16 protein-coding genes are annotated in these 16309 nt (G+C 66.6%); 6 read left to right on the top strand and 10 right to left on the bottom strand.

Going from position 1 to position 16309, the window contains the following annotated elements; translation table 11 throughout:
- Positions 1-6 precede the first annotated feature (6 nt).
- Entirely contained in the window at positions 7-432 is a 426-nt protein-coding gene (locus tag ACIQC0_RS04950) for a CoA-binding protein (RefSeq protein ID WP_400533034.1), read from the bottom strand.
- Positions 433-719: 287 nt separating this feature from the next.
- Between ACIQC0_RS04950 and acs the strand changes: the two genes are divergently transcribed.
- From acs to ACIQC0_RS04930, 4 genes are read left to right on the top strand one after another with little or no spacing between them, the layout of a single operon-like run.
- Positions 720-2918, top strand: coding sequence for an acetate--CoA ligase (gene acs / locus ACIQC0_RS04945; protein WP_400533032.1), 2199 nt, complete (start codon positions 720-722; stop codon positions 2916-2918).
- A complete protein-coding gene (gene sfnG / locus ACIQC0_RS04940; RefSeq protein WP_400533030.1) occupies positions 2915-4105 on the top strand; it encodes a dimethylsulfone monooxygenase SfnG in 1191 nt (396 codons plus the stop codon). Before acs ends, sfnG begins: the two co-directional genes overlap by 4 nt.
- Positions 4105-5460 carry an O-acetylhomoserine aminocarboxypropyltransferase/cysteine synthase family protein gene (locus ACIQC0_RS04935; RefSeq protein WP_400533028.1) on the top strand — a complete coding sequence of 452 codons (1356 nt, stop codon included), beginning with the start codon at positions 4105-4107 and terminating at the stop codon, positions 5458-5460. The genes sfnG and ACIQC0_RS04935 overlap by 1 nt, the downstream gene beginning before the upstream one ends.
- The gene (locus tag ACIQC0_RS04930; RefSeq protein ID WP_377216848.1) at positions 5457-5951 is read left to right on the top strand and encodes a CoA-binding protein; all 495 of its coding nucleotides are present in this window, start codon (positions 5457-5459) and stop codon (positions 5949-5951) included. Before ACIQC0_RS04935 ends, ACIQC0_RS04930 begins: the two co-directional genes overlap by 4 nt.
- Positions 5952-5955: 4 nt before the next feature.
- On the opposite strand, the gene ACIQC0_RS04925 is transcribed toward ACIQC0_RS04930, so the two are convergent.
- The 3 genes from ACIQC0_RS04925 to ACIQC0_RS04915 all read right to left on the bottom strand — a co-directional run bounded on the left by ACIQC0_RS04925 (position 5956) and on the right by ACIQC0_RS04915 (position 9126).
- Entirely contained in the window at positions 5956-6798 is an 843-nt protein-coding gene (locus tag ACIQC0_RS04925) for a hypothetical protein (RefSeq protein ID WP_400533026.1), read from the bottom strand.
- Positions 6795-7346 (bottom strand): RNA polymerase sigma factor, encoded by a 552-nt coding sequence (locus ACIQC0_RS04920; RefSeq protein ID WP_377216846.1) that lies wholly within the window; start codon positions 7344-7346, stop codon positions 6795-6797. Before ACIQC0_RS04920 ends, ACIQC0_RS04925 begins: the two co-directional genes overlap by 4 nt.
- A gap of 490 nt (positions 7347-7836) precedes the next feature.
- Positions 7837-9126, bottom strand: coding sequence for an adenylosuccinate synthase (locus ACIQC0_RS04915; RefSeq protein WP_377216845.1), 1290 nt, complete (start codon positions 9124-9126; stop codon positions 7837-7839).
- Between the two features lie 348 nt (positions 9127-9474).
- Here ACIQC0_RS04915 and ACIQC0_RS04910 point away from each other — a divergent pair, with 348 nt between their 5' ends.
- Entirely contained in the window at positions 9475-10107 is a 633-nt protein-coding gene (locus ACIQC0_RS04910; RefSeq protein ID WP_400533023.1) for a uracil-DNA glycosylase, read from the top strand.
- Positions 10108-10196: 89 nt separating this feature from the next.
- On the opposite strand, the gene ACIQC0_RS04905 is transcribed toward ACIQC0_RS04910, so the two are convergent.
- The 4 genes from ACIQC0_RS04905 to ACIQC0_RS04890 all read right to left on the bottom strand — a co-directional run bounded on the left by ACIQC0_RS04905 (position 10197) and on the right by ACIQC0_RS04890 (position 13568).
- Positions 10197-10619: a DUF3151 domain-containing protein gene (locus ACIQC0_RS04905; protein ID WP_400533021.1), complete on the bottom strand. Its 423-nt coding sequence runs from the start codon at positions 10617-10619 to the stop codon at positions 10197-10199.
- On the bottom strand, positions 10620-11639 hold the full coding sequence (gene fbaA, locus ACIQC0_RS04900; protein WP_400533019.1) for a class II fructose-bisphosphate aldolase: 1020 nt from the start codon (positions 11637-11639) through the stop codon (positions 10620-10622). It lies immediately after the preceding gene.
- A gap of 172 nt (positions 11640-11811) precedes the next feature.
- Complete coding sequence (locus tag ACIQC0_RS04895; RefSeq protein ID WP_400533017.1) at positions 11812-12750, bottom strand: hypothetical protein; 939 nt, start codon at positions 12748-12750, stop codon at positions 11812-11814.
- Between the two features lie 161 nt (positions 12751-12911).
- A complete protein-coding gene (locus ACIQC0_RS04890; RefSeq protein ID WP_400533280.1) occupies positions 12912-13568 on the bottom strand; it encodes a TrmH family RNA methyltransferase in 657 nt (218 codons plus the stop codon).
- Between the two features lie 71 nt (positions 13569-13639).
- On the opposite strand from ACIQC0_RS04890, the gene ACIQC0_RS04885 reads away from it, so the two are divergent.
- On the top strand, positions 13640-14470 hold the full coding sequence (locus ACIQC0_RS04885; RefSeq protein ID WP_377216839.1) for an HAD-IIA family hydrolase: 831 nt from the start codon (positions 13640-13642) through the stop codon (positions 14468-14470).
- A 10-nt stretch (positions 14471-14480) separates the two neighbouring features.
- Here ACIQC0_RS04885 and ACIQC0_RS04880 read toward each other — a convergent pair whose 3' ends face one another.
- Together ACIQC0_RS04880 and ACIQC0_RS04875 are read right to left on the bottom strand one after the other, a co-directional pair.
- On the bottom strand, positions 14481-15521 hold the full coding sequence (locus tag ACIQC0_RS04880; RefSeq protein WP_400533015.1) for an alpha/beta fold hydrolase: 1041 nt from the start codon (positions 15519-15521) through the stop codon (positions 14481-14483).
- 66 nt (positions 15522-15587) lie between these two features.
- On the bottom strand, positions 15588-16214 hold the full coding sequence (locus ACIQC0_RS04875) for a hypothetical protein (RefSeq protein WP_400533013.1): 627 nt from the start codon (positions 16212-16214) through the stop codon (positions 15588-15590).
- Between the last annotated feature and the right edge of the window lie 95 nt (positions 16215-16309).

Here is a 16309-nt window from a genome sequence, read left to right as displayed (position 1 = left end):
TGCGCCTTAGAGGTTGTAGTTCCACGCCACCTGGGCCGGGCAGAGGTTCATGACTACGTCCAGCCCGGCGGCTTTGGCGCGCGCGGCAGCGGCCTCGTCCAGCACGCCGAGCTGCAGCCAGACGGCCTTGGCTCCCACGGCGATCGCCTGGTCCACCACGGCGCCCACCTTTCGCGAATTCACAAAGCAATCGACGACGTCGAGAGGGTGCTTTTCCGCCGGTATCTCACCGAGCGTGCGGTACCCGGCTTCGCCGTGGACGGGGTCGCCGGGCAGGTTGACCGGGATGATTTCCATGCCGAGCCGGTCCCGGATAAACAGCGATGTGTCGTAGGCGGCGCGCCACTCGTTGGTGGTCAGGCCCACGATGGCCCACCGCCCTTTGTTTCGCATGAGGCGCTCAATGACTGCAGGATCGTTGGTATGGGCCATGCCCCAAGCCTACGCCGTGGCCGCAAGTCCCTTCTGCCGAATAAATGACTGATGGGGGCGGGCACCCTGCGCCCGTGAACGAATATTACGGCAGCGTGTTGGCAGATTTGGCCGATGCCGTGCGGTTCGGCTGTAGTTGGTAGTGACCATCCCGAGCGGCTGAGAGACCTGGATCGATGAAGCCGCAGCATCCCTAGGGCGGCTTGCCGTCCGAAAAGCAGCACGTGCCGAGGCGACCATCCACGGCAGGCGGCGAAGGGTGCTACTGCCAGGATCGATGGAGCACCATGACCCTTGAAATTGATACTGCTACGCCCGTTTCCACCCGGAATCCTGCTGTGGCCGCCCTTGGCGTGCCCCCCGCGGGTTCCCACAACACCACTTCGAACGCGACGGCGGTCGAAGCAGGGCTGCGTGACGCGCCCGGCCCCGCCTCCGGCTCTTCGGGATGGTCCTCGACCGGGCCGGAAGACGATGCCGTGCACGGCGTACCGTCCGGCGGTCCGGCGCGTCACAGCAGCACCATCGTGTCCCCGCAGAACATCGCCTTTTGGGAGCAGCAGGCCCTGCGCCTGGACTGGGAATCCCCCTGGCACACGGCCCACCGCTGGGTCCCGGCCGATGCGGAGGCCGGCACCGGCCCGCAAATCAGCTGGTTCGACGGCGGCCGGCTCAACGTGGCCTACAACTGCGTGGACCGCCACGTGGCGAACGGCCTGGGCAGCAAAGTGGCCCTTTACTTCGAGGGCGAGCCCGGTGACCGGCGCTCCATCACCTACGCCGAGCTGCAGCGCGAGGTCGCCAAGGCGGCCAATGCCCTCCTGTCACTCGGAATCACCAAGGGCGACCGCGTGGTCATCTACCTCCCGGTCATCCCCGAGACCGTCATCATCACCCTGGCCCTGGCCCGGATCGGGGCTATCCACTCGCTGGTCTTCGGCGGCTTCTCCGCCGAGGCGCTGCGCTTCCGGGTGGAAGACACCGGAGCCAAGCTGCTGGTGACGACGGACGGCCAGTACCGCCGCGGCGTGGCAGTACCCGTCAAGGACAATGCGGACGCAGCGGTGGCCGGGGACAACGCCGTCGAGCACGTCCTGGTGGTCAACCGCACTACGCCCGCTGAGGACCTCCACACGGTGAACATGACCGAAGGCCGCGACGTCTGGTGGCATGACGCCGTCGGCAGCGCCCCCGACGTCCACGAACCTGAGGCATTCGACGCCGAAACGCCGCTGTTCATCATGTACACCTCCGGCACCACCGGAAAGCCGAAGGGCCTGGTGCACACCTCCGGCGGCTACCTCACGCAGGCGTCCTGGAGCTTCGAGCACCTGTTCAGCAACCCTGACCCCGCGCTCCGGGACCAGGACGTGCATTGGTGCACCGCGGACCTGGCCTGGGTCACCGCGCACACCTACGAGATTTACGGCCCGCTCTCCAACGGCGTGACCCAGGTGATCTTCGAAGGCACGCCGAACACCCCGCATCCGGGCCGGCACTTTGAGATCATCGAGCGCTACGGTGTCACCCAGTACTACACGGCACCCACTCTCGTCCGCTCCCTCATGGGCTGGTTCCCGGACGGCGTCCCGGACATCTACAACCTCTCCTCCATCCGCATGCTCGGCACCGTGGGTGAGGCCGTCAACCCGGAAGCGTGGCGCTGGCTGCGGGAGAATGTCGGCGCCGGCACCGCTCCCGTGGTGGACACGTGGTGGCAGTCCGAGACGGGAGCAGCGATCCTCTCCCCCGCGCCGACGGACACGGAGTTCAAGCCCGGATGCGCGGCACGGCCCCTCCCCGGCGTCAGTACGAGGATCGTGGACGACGGCGGGGCAACGGTCCCGCCCGGCGTCCAAGGATTCATCGTGGTCGACTCCCCCGGGCCCGCCATCGCGCGGACCGTCTGGGGAAATCCGCGGCGCTACTTCGATTCGTACTGGAGCAAGTACGCGGACCGGGGCTGGTTCCTGGCCGGCGACGGCGCCAAGTACGACGAGGACGGCGACATCTGGATCCTCGGGCGGGTGGACGACACCTTGAACGTCTCCGGCCACCTGCTCTCCACCATCGAGATCGAGTCCGCCCTGGTATCCCACCCGCTCGTGGTGGAAGCCGGCGTCTGTCCCGTGGCGGACCCGAAAACCGGGCATGCCGTGGTGGCCTTCGTTGTCCCCACCCGCCCCCTCCCCCCGCAAGCTCGGGCAGGGGAACCAGCGGGCGTGGGCCCATCCAGCGAGGCCGCCTTCGCCGACGAGCTCCGGCACCACGTCGCGACGGCGATCGGCCCGATCGCCAAGCCGCGCGACGTCGTCGTGGTTCCCGATGTACCCAAGACCCGCAGCGGCAAGATCATGCGCCGGCTGCTCACCCAACTGTTCGAGGGGACCGCCCTGGGCGATACCACCTCACTCCAGAACGAACCGGCGATCGCCGGCATCCAGGACGTCCTGCGCGAGCGGACCCAAGCAAAGGAAAATTCATGACCGAGATCAGCAACGTCGCCCGGCTCTCCGAACCGCTCAAGTTCGCATACTGGGTTCCCAACGTCTCCGGCGGCCTGGTGGTGTCCACCATCGAACAGCGCACCAGCTGGGACTTCGACTACAACAAGAAGCTGGCACGCATCGCCGAGAACTCCGGCTTCGAATATGCCCTGTCCCAGACCCGCTACGCCGCTTCCTACGGTGCGGACAAGCAGCACGAGGCCACCTCGTTCAGCCTGGCGCTGCTGGCCGCCACGGAGCGCCTGAAGGTCATCGCCGCGGTCCACCCGGGCATGTGGCACCCTGGCGTGCTGGCCAAGTACATCATCACCGCGGACCACATCTCCAACGGCCGCGCCGCAGTCAACATCGTCTCCGGCTGGCTGAAGGCGGAGTTCGAAAACTTTGGCCTCGAATGGCTGGAGCACGACGAGCGCTACGTCCGCACCGAGGAGTTCATCAAGGTGCTGCGCGGCCTCTGGACCGAGCAGGAGTACAGCCAGTCCGGCAAGTACTACAACATCACGGACTTCACCCTGAACCCGGCCCCGGTCAGCGTTCCCGGCCGCGCCCACCCGGAGATCTTCTTCGGCGGCAACTCCACGGCGGCCCAGGCCACAGCGGGCCGCGTGGCGGACTGGTACTTCTCCAACGGCAAGGACCTGGAGGGCTTCAAGGAGAACATCGCCGGCGTGGTTGCCGCCTCCGGCGAAACCCGCCGCGGCACCGAGGACGCCCTCCCCGCACCGCGGTTCGGCCTCAACGGCTTCGTCATCGCCCGCGACTCCGAGAAGGAAGCCCGCGACACCCTCCGCGAAATCGTCGAGAAGGCACACAAGCCGGCCGTTCAGGGCTTCCGCGACGCCGTGCAGGAGGCCGGACCTTCCACGAAGGACGGCAAGGGCATGTGGGCCGACTCCACGTTCGAGGACCTGGTCCAGTACAACGACGGCTTCAAGACCCAGCTGATCGGCACCCCGGAGCAGATCGCCGAGCGCATCGTCGAGTACAAGAAGATCGGCGTGAACCTGTTCCTCACCGGCTACCTGCACTTCCAGGAAGAGATCGCCGCGTTCGGCCGGGACATCCTGCCGATCGTCCGTGAACTCGAGGCTGACCTCGCCCGGAAGAACGGCATCGAGCTGGACCTTTCCCAGGCACCCGTCGCTGAAACGGTGGCCGCCTGATGGCTGACCGCAAATTCGGTTTCCGCACCCGCGCCCTGCACGCCGGCGGCACCCCCGACGCCGAACACGGCGCCCGTGCTGTGCCCATCTACCAGACCACGTCCTTCGTGTTCAAGGACACCCAGGACGCAGCCAACCTCTTCGCGCTGCAGAAGTACGGCAACATCTACTCCCGCATCGGCAACCCCACGGTGGCAGCCTTCGAAGAACGCATTGCCTCACTGGAGGGCGGCATCGGTGCTGTTGCGACGTCGTCGGGCATGGCAGCGGAGTTCCTCACCTTCGCCGCGCTGACGCAGGCGGGCGACCATATCGTGGCCGCTTCCCAGCTCTACGGCGGCACCGTCACCCAGCTGGACGTCACCCTGCGCCGCTTCGGCGTGGATACCACGTTCGTGCCCGGCACGGACCCCGCGGACTACGCCGCGGCCATCCAGGAGAACACCAAGGCGATATTCGTCGAGGTGGTGGCCAACCCGTCGTCGGAAGTCCAGGACCTGGAGGGGCTGGCAAGGGTGGCGCGCGACGCCGGCATCCCCCTGGTGGTCGACGCCACCTTGAGCACGCCCTACCTCGTGCGTCCGATCGAACATGGCGCCGACATCGTGATCCACTCCGCCACCAAGTTCCTGGGCGGGCACGGCACCACCCTGGGCGGCGTGATTGTGGAGAGCGGCCGGTTCAACTGGGGCAACGGCAAGTTCCCCACCATGACCGAGCCCGTGGCCTCCTACGGCAATGTCTCCTGGTGGGGCAACTTCGGTGAGTACGGCTTCCTGACCAAGCTCCGCTGCGAACAGCTGCGCGATATCGGGCCCGCCCTTTCACCGCAGTCCGCGTTCCAGCTGCTGCAGGGCGTGGAAACCCTCCCCCAGCGCCTGGATGAGCACCTGAAAAACGCACAGGCCGTGGCCGAATGGCTCGACGCCGACCCGCGGGTGGCCTACGTGAACTACTCCGGACTGCCCTCCCACCCGCACTTCGAGCGGGCGCGGAAGTACCTGCCGCAGGGTCCCGGATCGGTGTTTTCCTTCGGCGTTGCCGGCGGACGACCCGCGGGCCAGAAGTTCATCGAGTCACTGCAGCTGGCCTCGCACCTGGCCAACGTGGGCGACTCCCGCACCCTGGTGATCCATCCTGGGTCCACCACGCACCAGCAGCTGAGCGATGAACAGCTCGAGTCCGCCGGAGTGCCAGAGGACCTGGTCCGCATTTCGGTGGGCCTGGAGGACATCGAGGATATCCTGTGGGACCTGGACCAGGCACTCGCCGCAGCCCAGGACGCAACCGCGGATGACGCCGTCGTCCGCCCTGAGGAGGCGGCTGACGCCTGCACGATCGGAGCACGCGCATGAGCACCGCTGTACGGACCTGGGAGGGCCCCGCGGCCCCGGAGCGCCTCTCGCTGCTGCGGGCGGCCAAGTCGATCGCGATCGTGGGGGCCTCGGACAAGCCATCGCGGGCCAGCTACTTCGTGGCCACGTACCTGCAGTCCTCCACCCGGTACAAGGTGTATTTCGTCAACCCCGTGGTGAAGGAGATCCTTGGCCAGCCCACCTACGCCTCACTGGCCGATCTTCCCGAAAGCCCGGACATCGTGGATGTGTTCCGCAAGCACGACGACCTCCCGGGCGTCCTGGAGGAAGCCGTTGCGGCTGGCGCCAAGACCCTCTGGCTGCAGCTGGGTTCCTGGCACGAGGGCGTTGCCGCGGACGCCGAGGCGGCCGGCCTCAACGTGGTGATGGACCGCTGCGTGAAGATCGAGCACGCCCGCTTCCACGGCGGGCTGCATCTGGCCGGTTTCGACACCGGTGTGATCTCCTCCAAGCGCCAGGTCCAGGCCTAAAGCGCTACTGGCCGAACTTCTTCAGCCAACGGGCTCCGGGGCTCGCCTTCTGGCCGGTTCCGGAGCTGCCCGCCTTGGCCGACTCCTGCTCCGCCGGTTTCGCCGCTTCGGCCTCTTCCGGGCCGGCCGGTTTCCCGCCTGCTTCAGCAGCCCGGCCGCCATCACCGGCGGGTGTGCTGCTGGGCACTCCAGCCGCGGTGGGGCCGCCCGCGTTGAGCAGGGCCTGCGACTTGCCGTTGCCGGCGGTACCGGACTGTCCAGGCCCTGCCGCCGGGTTGGCACCCTGTTCGGGAGCGGCAGTGGCGGCCTCAGGGGCCTCAGGGGCCTCGGCAGCCTCCGGTTCCACCGACACTGCGGGTCCCTGCATCGGTGCATAGTCCTCCGCGGCACTGGGAGCCTCGATGGTCCAATGCGGCGACCAGTCCTCGAGGAGCTGCTGCACGGTTGCGTGGTTGTCCGTGGCCGCCGGCAGGCTGGCGGCCACGCCGGTCACGCCCAGGCCCATCCCGGCCATCACGGTCAGTCCGACCACGGCCGACCGGTTCCGGCGCAGGGCGCGGCGGCGGGCCAGCTCATCGCTTCGGAAACGCGCACCCTTTCGCGCGGCTTCCTGCCGAACCGCCGCTTCCCGCGCGAGGGCTTCGCGGCGGGTGGTATGGACAGGGCTGGTATGGACAGAGGTGCCGGACAGCAGCGCCGCAAGCTGGGGACCCGGCGCGGGCACGGGCATCTCGGCCAGGGCGCCCATGGAAATCAGGGCAGAGCGCAGGTCTGACGCGCCCTCCTGGCCGGCCTCGAGCAGGATCTGGTCCACTGTGTCCAGGACCCTGGCAGCGTGGGGATTCATGGCCTCACATATTCCTTTACAGCGGGCTCCTCCCGGAGCCTGTTCAGTGCCCGGCGCTGCAGCTGCTTAACAGCACCCGGGCTTTTGTCCAGCACCTCGGCAACCTGCTCCACGGTGAGACCGCCAACGATGCGCAGGGTGAGCACCTCGCGCTGGTCGTCGAGCAGGCCGCTGAGCAGGCGCTGGACTTCCTGGGGAGCGATCAGCTCCAGGACTTCGGTTTCGGCAGAGGAATCTTCGCGCCGGTCCAGTTCCGGCTCGAAGGGAAGCCTGGCCGGCGTGCGGCTCTGCCGGCGGTGGTCATCCACCATGCGGGCGTGGGCTATGGAGAAGATGAAGGTGCGCAGGCCGGCCATTCCGCCGCTGATGGTCTCCAGGCGGGGCAGCACTGCCAGGAACACATCCTGCATGACAGCCTCCGGATCCTCTACTCCGCGGGCCGTGAGATAGCCCAACACCTGTGATGCGTATGTTTGGTACACCAGGTTGAAGATTTCCGGGTCGCCGGCGCCGTCGCGTATTGCGTCATCGATCAGCGCATCGGTCACGGACGTACGGCTTTCAATGGAGGGAACTTTGCTTGCTAAGTCTAGGCCCGGCAGAGCGTCCACGAAACTTGCCCTCTACAACCAAATGCTCACACATAAAAAGAGCCGGGCTGGAACGTGATGGGGGACAGGTTCCAGCTCGGCGCTTCATAGAGGTAATCGCCCGGCTGCCCGAAAGGGTTACGCGTTTTCGAGAAATCTTTTAAAAACTTTTCGCATCCCCGGACCCTGGCCGGTTTTGCAACTGCATGCCCTCGATCCGCGCTGCCCCGTGTCCGGTTTTCGACGCACATAGGCGTTCTCGACGCGCCCGTGCACCGTCGCCCCTCCTATACGGGCCGCGCCAGCGCATATCCGCGTCGACCTCCAACATGCGGGTCGACACCGAAGGCGCGCCCACAATCCCAGCCCGGCCGCAACGGCCCGTGGAAACGCCAACGGCGGGCCACCCCAACCGGGGCCCCCGCCGTCGTCGTATCGCGTTGATGCGCTAATCGTTGATGAGGTCGTTCACCACGATGGTCTGGTCCCGGTCCGGGCCCACGCCGATGGCCGAGAACCGGGTGCCGGACAGCTTCTCCAGCGCAAGGACATAGTTGCGGGCGTTCTCCGGCAGGTCCGCGAGGGTGCGCGCGCCGGTGATGTCCTCGGTCCAGCCCTCGAAGTACTCGAAGATGGGCTTGGCGTGGTGGAACTCGGTCTGCGTCATGGGCATTTCGTCGTGGCGCACGCCGTCGACGTCGTAGGCCACGCAGACCGGGATCTGCTCGATGCCGGTGAGCACGTCCAGTTTGGTGACGAAGTAGTCCGTGAATCCGTTGACGCGGGAAGCGTGGCGGGCCAGGACGGCGTCGTACCAGCCGCAGCGGCGGGGACGGCCGGTGTTCACGCCGAACTCACCGCCGGTTTTCTGCAGGTAGACGCCCATCTCGTCAAAGAGCTCCGTGGGGAACGGGCCCGCGCCGACGCGGGTGGTGTAGGCCTTGATGATGCCGATGGAGCGGGAAATGCGGGTGGGGCCGATGCCCGAGCCCACCGAGGCGCCGCCGGCCGTCGGGTTGGAGGAGGTGACGAACGGGTAGGTGCCGTGGTCGACGTCCAGGAACGTGGCCTGGCCGCCTTCCATCAGCACCACCTTGCCCTCGTCCAGTGCGGTGTTGAGGACGAGGGTGCTGTCGATTACCAGGGGGCGCAGGCGCTCGGCGAAGGACAGGAAGTATTCGACAATCTCGTCCACCACCACGCTGCGGCGGTTGTAGATCTTGACCAGCACCTCGTTCTTCTGGTGCAGCGAGCCTTCCACCTTCTGGCGGAGGATGGACTCGTCGAAGACGTCCTGGACGCGGATACCCAACCGGGCCACCTTGTCCATGTAGGCGGGGCCGATGCCACGCCCGGTGGTGCCGATGGCGCGCTTGCCGAGGAAGCGTTCGGTGACCTTGTCCAGCACCTGGTGATAGGGCGCCACGAGGTGGGCGTTTGCGGATACGCGCAGCTTGGAGGTGTCCGCACCGCGGGCCTGCAGGCCGTCGATCTCTTCAAAAAGAGCCTCGAGGTTCACGACGCAGCCGTTGCCGATGATGGGAACGGCGTTGGGGCTGAGGATGCCTGCCGGCAGCAGCTTGAGTTCGTACTTTTCACCGCCTACGACGACGGTGTGCCCGGCGTTGTTGCCGCCGTTGGGCTTGACGACGTAGTCGACGCGGCCGCCCAGGAGGTCAGTCGCTTTGCCTTTTCCTTCGTCGCCCCACTGGGCTCCTACGATCACAATTGCTGGCATGGGATCCTCCCCCATTCGTTCGGGCCGCCCGGTCCGGCCAAAAGCTGGCTGGTCCCTGCGGCGCCGTTCATGAGAATGCCCCGAACGTACCGGCGGTCACTGTTCCGCGTTGGCGGCGCAGCAATGCAAGAGTTCCGGGGCCCTTACCACCCAAGTTTAGCGGATCAGCCGATTTGTCCACTCGTTTGGCGTCTCAGTCCGGCATTTCGACGACCTGCGGCTTGCTAAACTGGTCAAGGCCGGCCAGGAACCGGCCCACCCCTTTTCCCAGCCCCGGAGCGGCTGCGCCGTCGTGCGCCCTTTTCCGGTGTGTCAGCAACGCCATATCCGCAGGAGACCCCGCCCTTCATGACAGCACTGGCCCCCGAATCCTTCCATGATCAGCTCCTGAGCCGCCGCTACGAGCCCAACGTCGCAGCCGTCAACGAGCTGTGTGATTCACTGCAGGAAGCCAAGCCGGGCACGGTGGTGCCGTACGTTGACCCCATGCACGACGTGGACGAATGCCGCATCATCAGCCTCTTTTCCAACATCGGGGAAGCGGACCCGTCCGGCTTCATCACCGCCGGGGACCACGATGCCGCCGCGCGCATGCTGGGGATCCAGTGGAAGCTGGGCCTGCGCCCTGAGTTCGTGATGCCGTGGAACGTCCACCCGTGGCACGTTCCCGGTGAGCCGAACGGTAAGTTCACGCCCGACCAGATCCAGTCCGGCCTCAAGCCGCTGCTGAAGTTCCTGGCCCTGGTACCGCGCGCATCGGTGATCGTTGCCCACGGGACCGAGGCCAACCGCCTGGCCAACCTGCTGCTGAAGACCGAGGTTCCACTGCTGTGGCGCCGCGGGCTGAAGACCTACAAGGTACGGTCCCTCAGCGGCCGCGCGTTTGCCGGCTCCCCCGCCCGCCAGGAGGAATATCTCCAGGACATGCGCGTCGCCTACGCCGACGCGATGGCCCGGACAGGCCTCCAAAAAGCCTCCTGACGACTTTTCCCTCCCAGGACGGACGACGGCGGCCGGTCACCTTTCGCGAAAGGTGACCGGCCGCCGTCGAACGTTAAACAGCGATGCGGCTAGGAGGCTTGGATCGCAGCCTTGGCCGTGGGATCGGAGTCCTTGAGGAACTTCTCGATGCGCTCCGGCTCTTCCGCCTCGCCGATGGCCGCCGACGCGCGCCCCAGCGAGTAGAGCGCGCGGAGGAAGCCGCGGTTGGGCTCGTGCTCCCACGGGATGGGCCCAGCCCCGCGCCAGCCGCTGCGGCGGAGCGAATCCAGGCCGCGGTGGTAGCCGACCCGTGCGTACGCGTAGGAATCGATGGTGCGGCCCTCTGCCCACGCTTCCTCGGCCAGGACGGCCCACAGCAGCGAGGATGTGGGGTGCTTCGCCACCAGGTCCAGCGTTTCCTGGCCCGCCTCCAGCTGCTGGTACACCTCAGGCTCGGCAGGAAGGAGCGTGGGTTCTGGACCCATCAGGTTCCGGCGGAACTCGTCCGACATCTAGAAGGTCTTTCCGGCGGAGCCGAGCTGCTTGGTGGCTTCCACCACGCGTGCGGCGAGGCCTGCTTCGGCGGCCGCGCCCCAGACGCGGGGGTCGTAGGTCTTCTTGTTGCCCACCTCACCGTCCACCTTCAGGACGCCGTCGTAGTTGCGGAACATGTGGTCAGCCACCGGACGCGTGTAGGCGTACTGGGTGTCGGTATCGATGTTCATCTTGATGGTGCCGTAGGAGACGGCGTCCGCGATCTCCTGGTCCGAGGAGCCGGAGCCGCCGTGGAACACGAGGTCGAACGGGTTTTCCTTGCCGATCTTCGCACCGACCTGGGCCTGGATGTCCTTGAGGATCTCCGGGCGCAGCTTCACGCCGCCGGGCTTGTACACGCCGTGGACGTTGCCGAACGTCAGCGCGGTGATGTAGCGGCCGCGCTCGCCGGCGCCGAGGGCCTCAACCGTGGCCAGGGCGTCTTCGACGGTGGTGTAGAGCTTTTCGTTGATCTCGTTCTCGACGCCGTCCTCTTCGCCACCGACGGTGCCGATCTCCACCTCGAGGATCATCTTGGCGGCGGCGGTGCGCTCCAGCAGCTCACGGGCGATGCGGAGGTTGTCCTCCAGCGTCTCAGCGGAACCGTCCCACATGTGCGAGTTGAACAGCGGGTTGCGGCCGGCCTTGACCTCGGCCTCGGAAGCTGCGAGCAGCGGCAGGACGAAGCCGTCCAGCTTGTCCTTGGGGCAGTGGTCCGTGTGCAGGGCGATGTTGACGTTGTAGCTCTTGGCCACCTCGCGGGCGAAGGCCGCGAAGCCCAGCGAACCGGCAACCATATCCTTGACCGACGCGCCGGACCAGTAGGCCGCGCCGCCGGTGGACACCTGGATGATGCCATCGGACTCAGCTTCGGCGAACCCGCGGATGGCAGCATTCAGCGTCTGCGAGGAAGTCACGTTCACCGCCGGGAACGCAAAGCCGCCCGCCTTGGCACGATCAATCATCTCGGTATAAATCTCTGGGGTTGCAATGGGCATGCTGACTCCTATGCTGGGGTTTCGTCTGAGGGATATGTCGCTGGAGTAGACCTCGTTGGCTAGGCACCATCCTAGCGATTCCTGCCCTACGCCAGTGTCTCGCGTCACGCAGGGCGGTAACACTCCCCCGCGAGATGGCATTTAACGGCAGTTGCGCGCCTCAGGACTCCCGTTAAATGCCATCTCGCGTCCAGCCACGGCTCAGGAGGGCGGACCTCACTTTGCGGACGACGGCGGGATGGTCGCCTTCGAGGTGCTGCTTACCGATGCGCACCTCCAGCCAGCCATGGAGCGCCGTGGTGTCCTGGCGCCTAATGTCCCGCAGGTACTGCTCCTCGCCGCCGTGGTGGCGTCCGTCGTATTGGAGGGCGATCTTCCAGTCGGGGTACGCGGCGTCGGGCCACAGCACGGGCTGCCCGTCGCGGCCGAAAAGTACGTGGTTCAGTTCCGGTTCAGGCAGTCCGGCGTCGACAAGTGCCAGCCGCATATGCGTCTCGGGCGCAGAGTCGCAGCCCACCCGGATCAGCTCAAGCGCCGCCCGCGCCGTCTTCAGGCCCCGCATGCCCCGGTGCCTTGATACGGCAACCCGGAGGTCTTCGATGCTGCAGAGTGCGCGCCGGGGCCGTGGGAACTCCGGTCCGTGGGCACACACGAAGAAGTCGCCAACTGCCACCAGATCCTTCAGTACCAGCAGCGACGCGAGGTCGAGCCAGGTGCGCGCAGGCGAAGTGACGCGGACGCCGTCGTACTCCACCGTTTCCCCCGGAAGGAAGGTCAGGAGGTGGCCCACCACGTTGACGCGCCGCGGAAAGCTGAAACCCCGCCGGCGTGCCACATGGATTCGCCAGTCACCGCTCATTGCCGCCGGCACCGGTCCGCCCCAGACCCGTAGCGCCGACAGGGACGTCAGCACGGAGGTGTCGTCCAGGTCCGTGTAGCCGCGCAATGCCGCAGCACCCGAGGCTCCGGAGTGGACCGGTATCCGGATTCCCCGGGAGACGGTGACCAGATCCTTGGCTGCAGTGCGCGTCCGGCTAACCCCTGCCTTGTCGGAGCTCCTCACGGAAAAGGAACCCGTGGTCAGCTCATCGGGAAGTTCGGCCCTGCGCATCCTTCATTCTTGCCCGGCCCCGATGCCCGGATTGGGTTATCCACAGGCCAGCTTTCCCACCCCTCCGCGAGATGGCATTTAACGGCAGTTGTGGGGCCCCGGACTGCCGTTAAATGCCATCTCGCGGGGGGTGAGGGGGTGGGCGGGAAGGGGCGGGCCGGTCAGACGTGCTGGTTGAACACGTGCCGTCGGACCCAGGCGTGCATCGCTATCGCTGCGGCGGAGGCGGCATTGATGGACCGTGTGGAGCCGAACTGCTCGATGGACAGGGTGGCGGCGGCCGCGGCGTGCACCTCCGGCGTCAGCCCGGGCCCCTCCTGGCCGAACACCAGCACGCAGTCGCGCGGAAGGTCGTACGTCTCCAGCGGCACCGAGTCCGGGAAGATGTCGACGCCGATGATCGCCAGCCCTTCGCCCTGCGCCCACGCGACAAAATCCTCCACGGTGGGGTGGTGGCGGACGTGCTGGTAGCGGTCGGTGACCATCGCGCCGCGCCGGTTCCAGCGCCGTCGTCCGATGATGTGGACCTCCTTGGCCAGGAACGCGTTGGCCGTGCGCACCACCGTGCCGATGTTGAGGTCATGCTGCCAGTTTTCGATGGCGACGTGGAAGTTGTGCCGCCGGGAATCCAGTTCCGCAACGATCGCCTCGTGCTTCCAGTAGCGGTACTTGTCCAGCACGTTGCGCCGGTCACCGTCCGCCAGCAGGTCTGGGTCCCAGTGGTCGCCTTCGGGAAGCTCGCCTTCCCAGGGCCCGGCGCCGACCTCCGCCCTGGGCAGTTCAGCCTCCCCGGGCGCGTGGTCGGGTTCGTTCGTCATACCGGGCGTTTGGGTCACCCCTCAACACTAGACTGGACCATCGGAGCAAACATCACCGGCGGAGGTTAGGTATGGCAGAAGCGGACATGGTCAAGGGCAACCCGGCGGTTTACCGCAGCGGCCAGGAAATCGAGTGCTGGCTGACCGACATGGACGGCGTGCTGGTGCACGAAAACCAGGCAGTTCCCGGCGCCGCGGAACTCATCCAGCGCTGGGTGGACACGTCCAAGCGGTTCCTGGTGCTCACCAACAACTCCATCTTCACGCCCCGCGACCTCGCCGCCCGGCTGCGCGCCTCCGGCTTGGAGGTGCCGGAGGAGAACATCTGGACCTCCGCACTGGCCACCGCCCAGTTCCTCAAGGACCAGGTGCAGGGTTCGGGCTCCGGGAACCGGGCGTACACCATCGGCGAGGCAGGATTGACGACGGCGCTGCACGAGGCCGGCTTCATCCTCACCGACCAGGACCCGGACTTCGTGGTGCTCGGCGAGACGCGCACCTATTCCTTCGAGGCCATCACTACCGCCATCCGTCTGATCCTGGCGGGAGCGCGGTTCATTGCCACCAACCCGGACGCCACCGGGCCCTCAAAGGACGGGCCGCTGCCGGCCACAGGCGCCATCGCCGCCCTTATCACCAAGGCCACGGAGCGCGAGCCGTACATCGTGGGCAAGCCCAATCCCATGATGTTCCGGTCCGCGATGAACCAGATCGACGCCCACTCGGAAACCACCGCCATGATCGGCGACCGGATGGACACGGACATCGTGGCCGGCATGGAAGCGGGCCTGCACACCGTTCTCGTCCTCACCGGCATCACCCGGCGCGAGGACATCGGTTCTTTCCCGTTCAGGCCCAACCAGGTGCTGGATTCCGTGGCGGACCTGAAGAACCAGATCTAGGTCCGACGGCCTAGAAGATGCTCACGCGGGAGCCGCCGCGCGGCAGCGGGAAGTAGCTGTCCAGCAGGTCCGCCAGGACGGGCCGGTAGATGTGCGGGTTCCAGCCGGGGCTGGCGTGGGCAGGCTGCGCGCCTTCGGTCTGCAGGTCCCAGGAGACCATGTTGTCCTTGAAGGCCACCGCCCACGCCTCAACCGCCGTCTGGTAGCGGACGGTCCGGTCGCGCCGGTTGCCGATGTAGGCCATCTTGGCGTTGCCGAGCTTGCCCACGAACCGCAACCCGTCGAAGTGGTAGATGAAGGCGGACTCGGACTGGATGAGCACGCTGGAGGGGGCGATGGGCGAGAGCTGCTCCAGGGTCTGGTCCAGGATCTGCCGCCAGGTCCGCTCGTCCTTGTGGATGACCCTCTCGCCCAGTTCGTAGCCGCCCCGCAGCGCAGACGGGAACCGGAACCCGCGCTCGTAGAGGAACACCACGCCGTCGAACCAGCTCTGGTCCAGCACGTCGTGCTTGCTGTAAGGGCTCGAATCCAGCACGATGAAGTCCACCTCCACGCCGTGGATCTCCAGCAGCCGGGCGGCAACCTGCGTTGCCACCATGCCGCCAAAACTGTGGCCATAGAAGAACAGCTTGGTGATCTTCTCGGCCCGGACGTGCTCGATGACGGCTATTACTACCTCGTCGATGTCCAGGCCAAGGTTGGAATATCCGACGGCGGCCAGCCGTGCGCGCTTGTTCAGAGCCCCCCGGAGGGAGTTGAGGATCCACTGGGCCTCTTCCCAGCTGGTTTTGTAGCCGGGAAAAAGGAACCAGCTGGCGTTGGGATGGTATTCGTCCGCGAAGTCGTCCGGCACCGCCAGAATCCGGTTGGTCCGGCGCTGGGACTGGACGTGCCGGGTAATGAGCATGTCCGCGGCGAGAATTCCGGACGCCCCGGCACCGGCAAGGAAGCTGCGGCGGGAGAACCGTTTCAGGGCAGCAGCTTCATCCAGCAGCCGGGCTTCGGGAGTCCGGGGCCGGTCCTGGGCAGTCAGCTCCCCCTCGTGTGGCACTCCCCTACCGTAGGCATACGGGAAGAGCCCCCCGCAAGACGGTGGAGGTAACCATTCGGCGTAAAGTCAGCTGGCAGCCTGGTTCCCGGCTGCCGGACGAGAACCCGGAGTTTCCGCAGGCCAGCCATCCAGTACCGACTGCTGGCGGCGCAGGATCTCCCGCCCGATGTCGTTGTAGCGGCCCAGCAGGTCGGCCCCGGCCAAGGCACCGGGGCTGTCCAGGAGCGAAAAAAGTGCGTCGCTCGCGGCCAGCAGTTCCGGGTCCGCATAGTCGGCGAGGGGACGGCCGCACAGCTCATCCAGGTACGCGCCGGTGGTGGGCGGCAACCCCACAGGCGGGTGCACATCGCTGGTCGGCGACCCGCCGCCGTCGACCGTCAGCGGCTCGCCGGCAGCCGGGACGTCCAGCCCCGGAGTGACCTCAATGGAAACTCCGGCACTGTAGATTCCGGGCAGGGTGAGGGCATCCATGGCATTGAGGTCGCCGCGGAGTCCGGCAAGGGCGGCGGAGGCAATAAGCTCCGCCCGGGAGAGGTCAACACGGATGTGGGAGCGGATGCCCATCCGACGCACGCGGCCAATAATGTGGATCAGGACGGGGCGGGACTGCTGGTCCAGACTTCCCTCGACGTCGATCCGGACAACATCGGAAGGAACATCGATGCTGATCCGGGCATTTAAGGTGTGGTCCATAGGTACTCCAAAAGAGGTTCTATGGCCGACGGCTCAACCTCGGCAAGCGTATCCGCCACGACAGCCTCCGCACAAGCCATCCGCGCGGTACAGCG

The sequence above is a fragment of the Pseudarthrobacter sp. NPDC092419 genome (assembly GCF_044755045.1).
In the GTDB taxonomy this organism is placed as follows: domain Bacteria; phylum Actinomycetota; class Actinomycetes; order Actinomycetales; family Micrococcaceae; genus Arthrobacter.
This window is presented reverse-complemented; position numbering and strand designations above follow the sequence as displayed.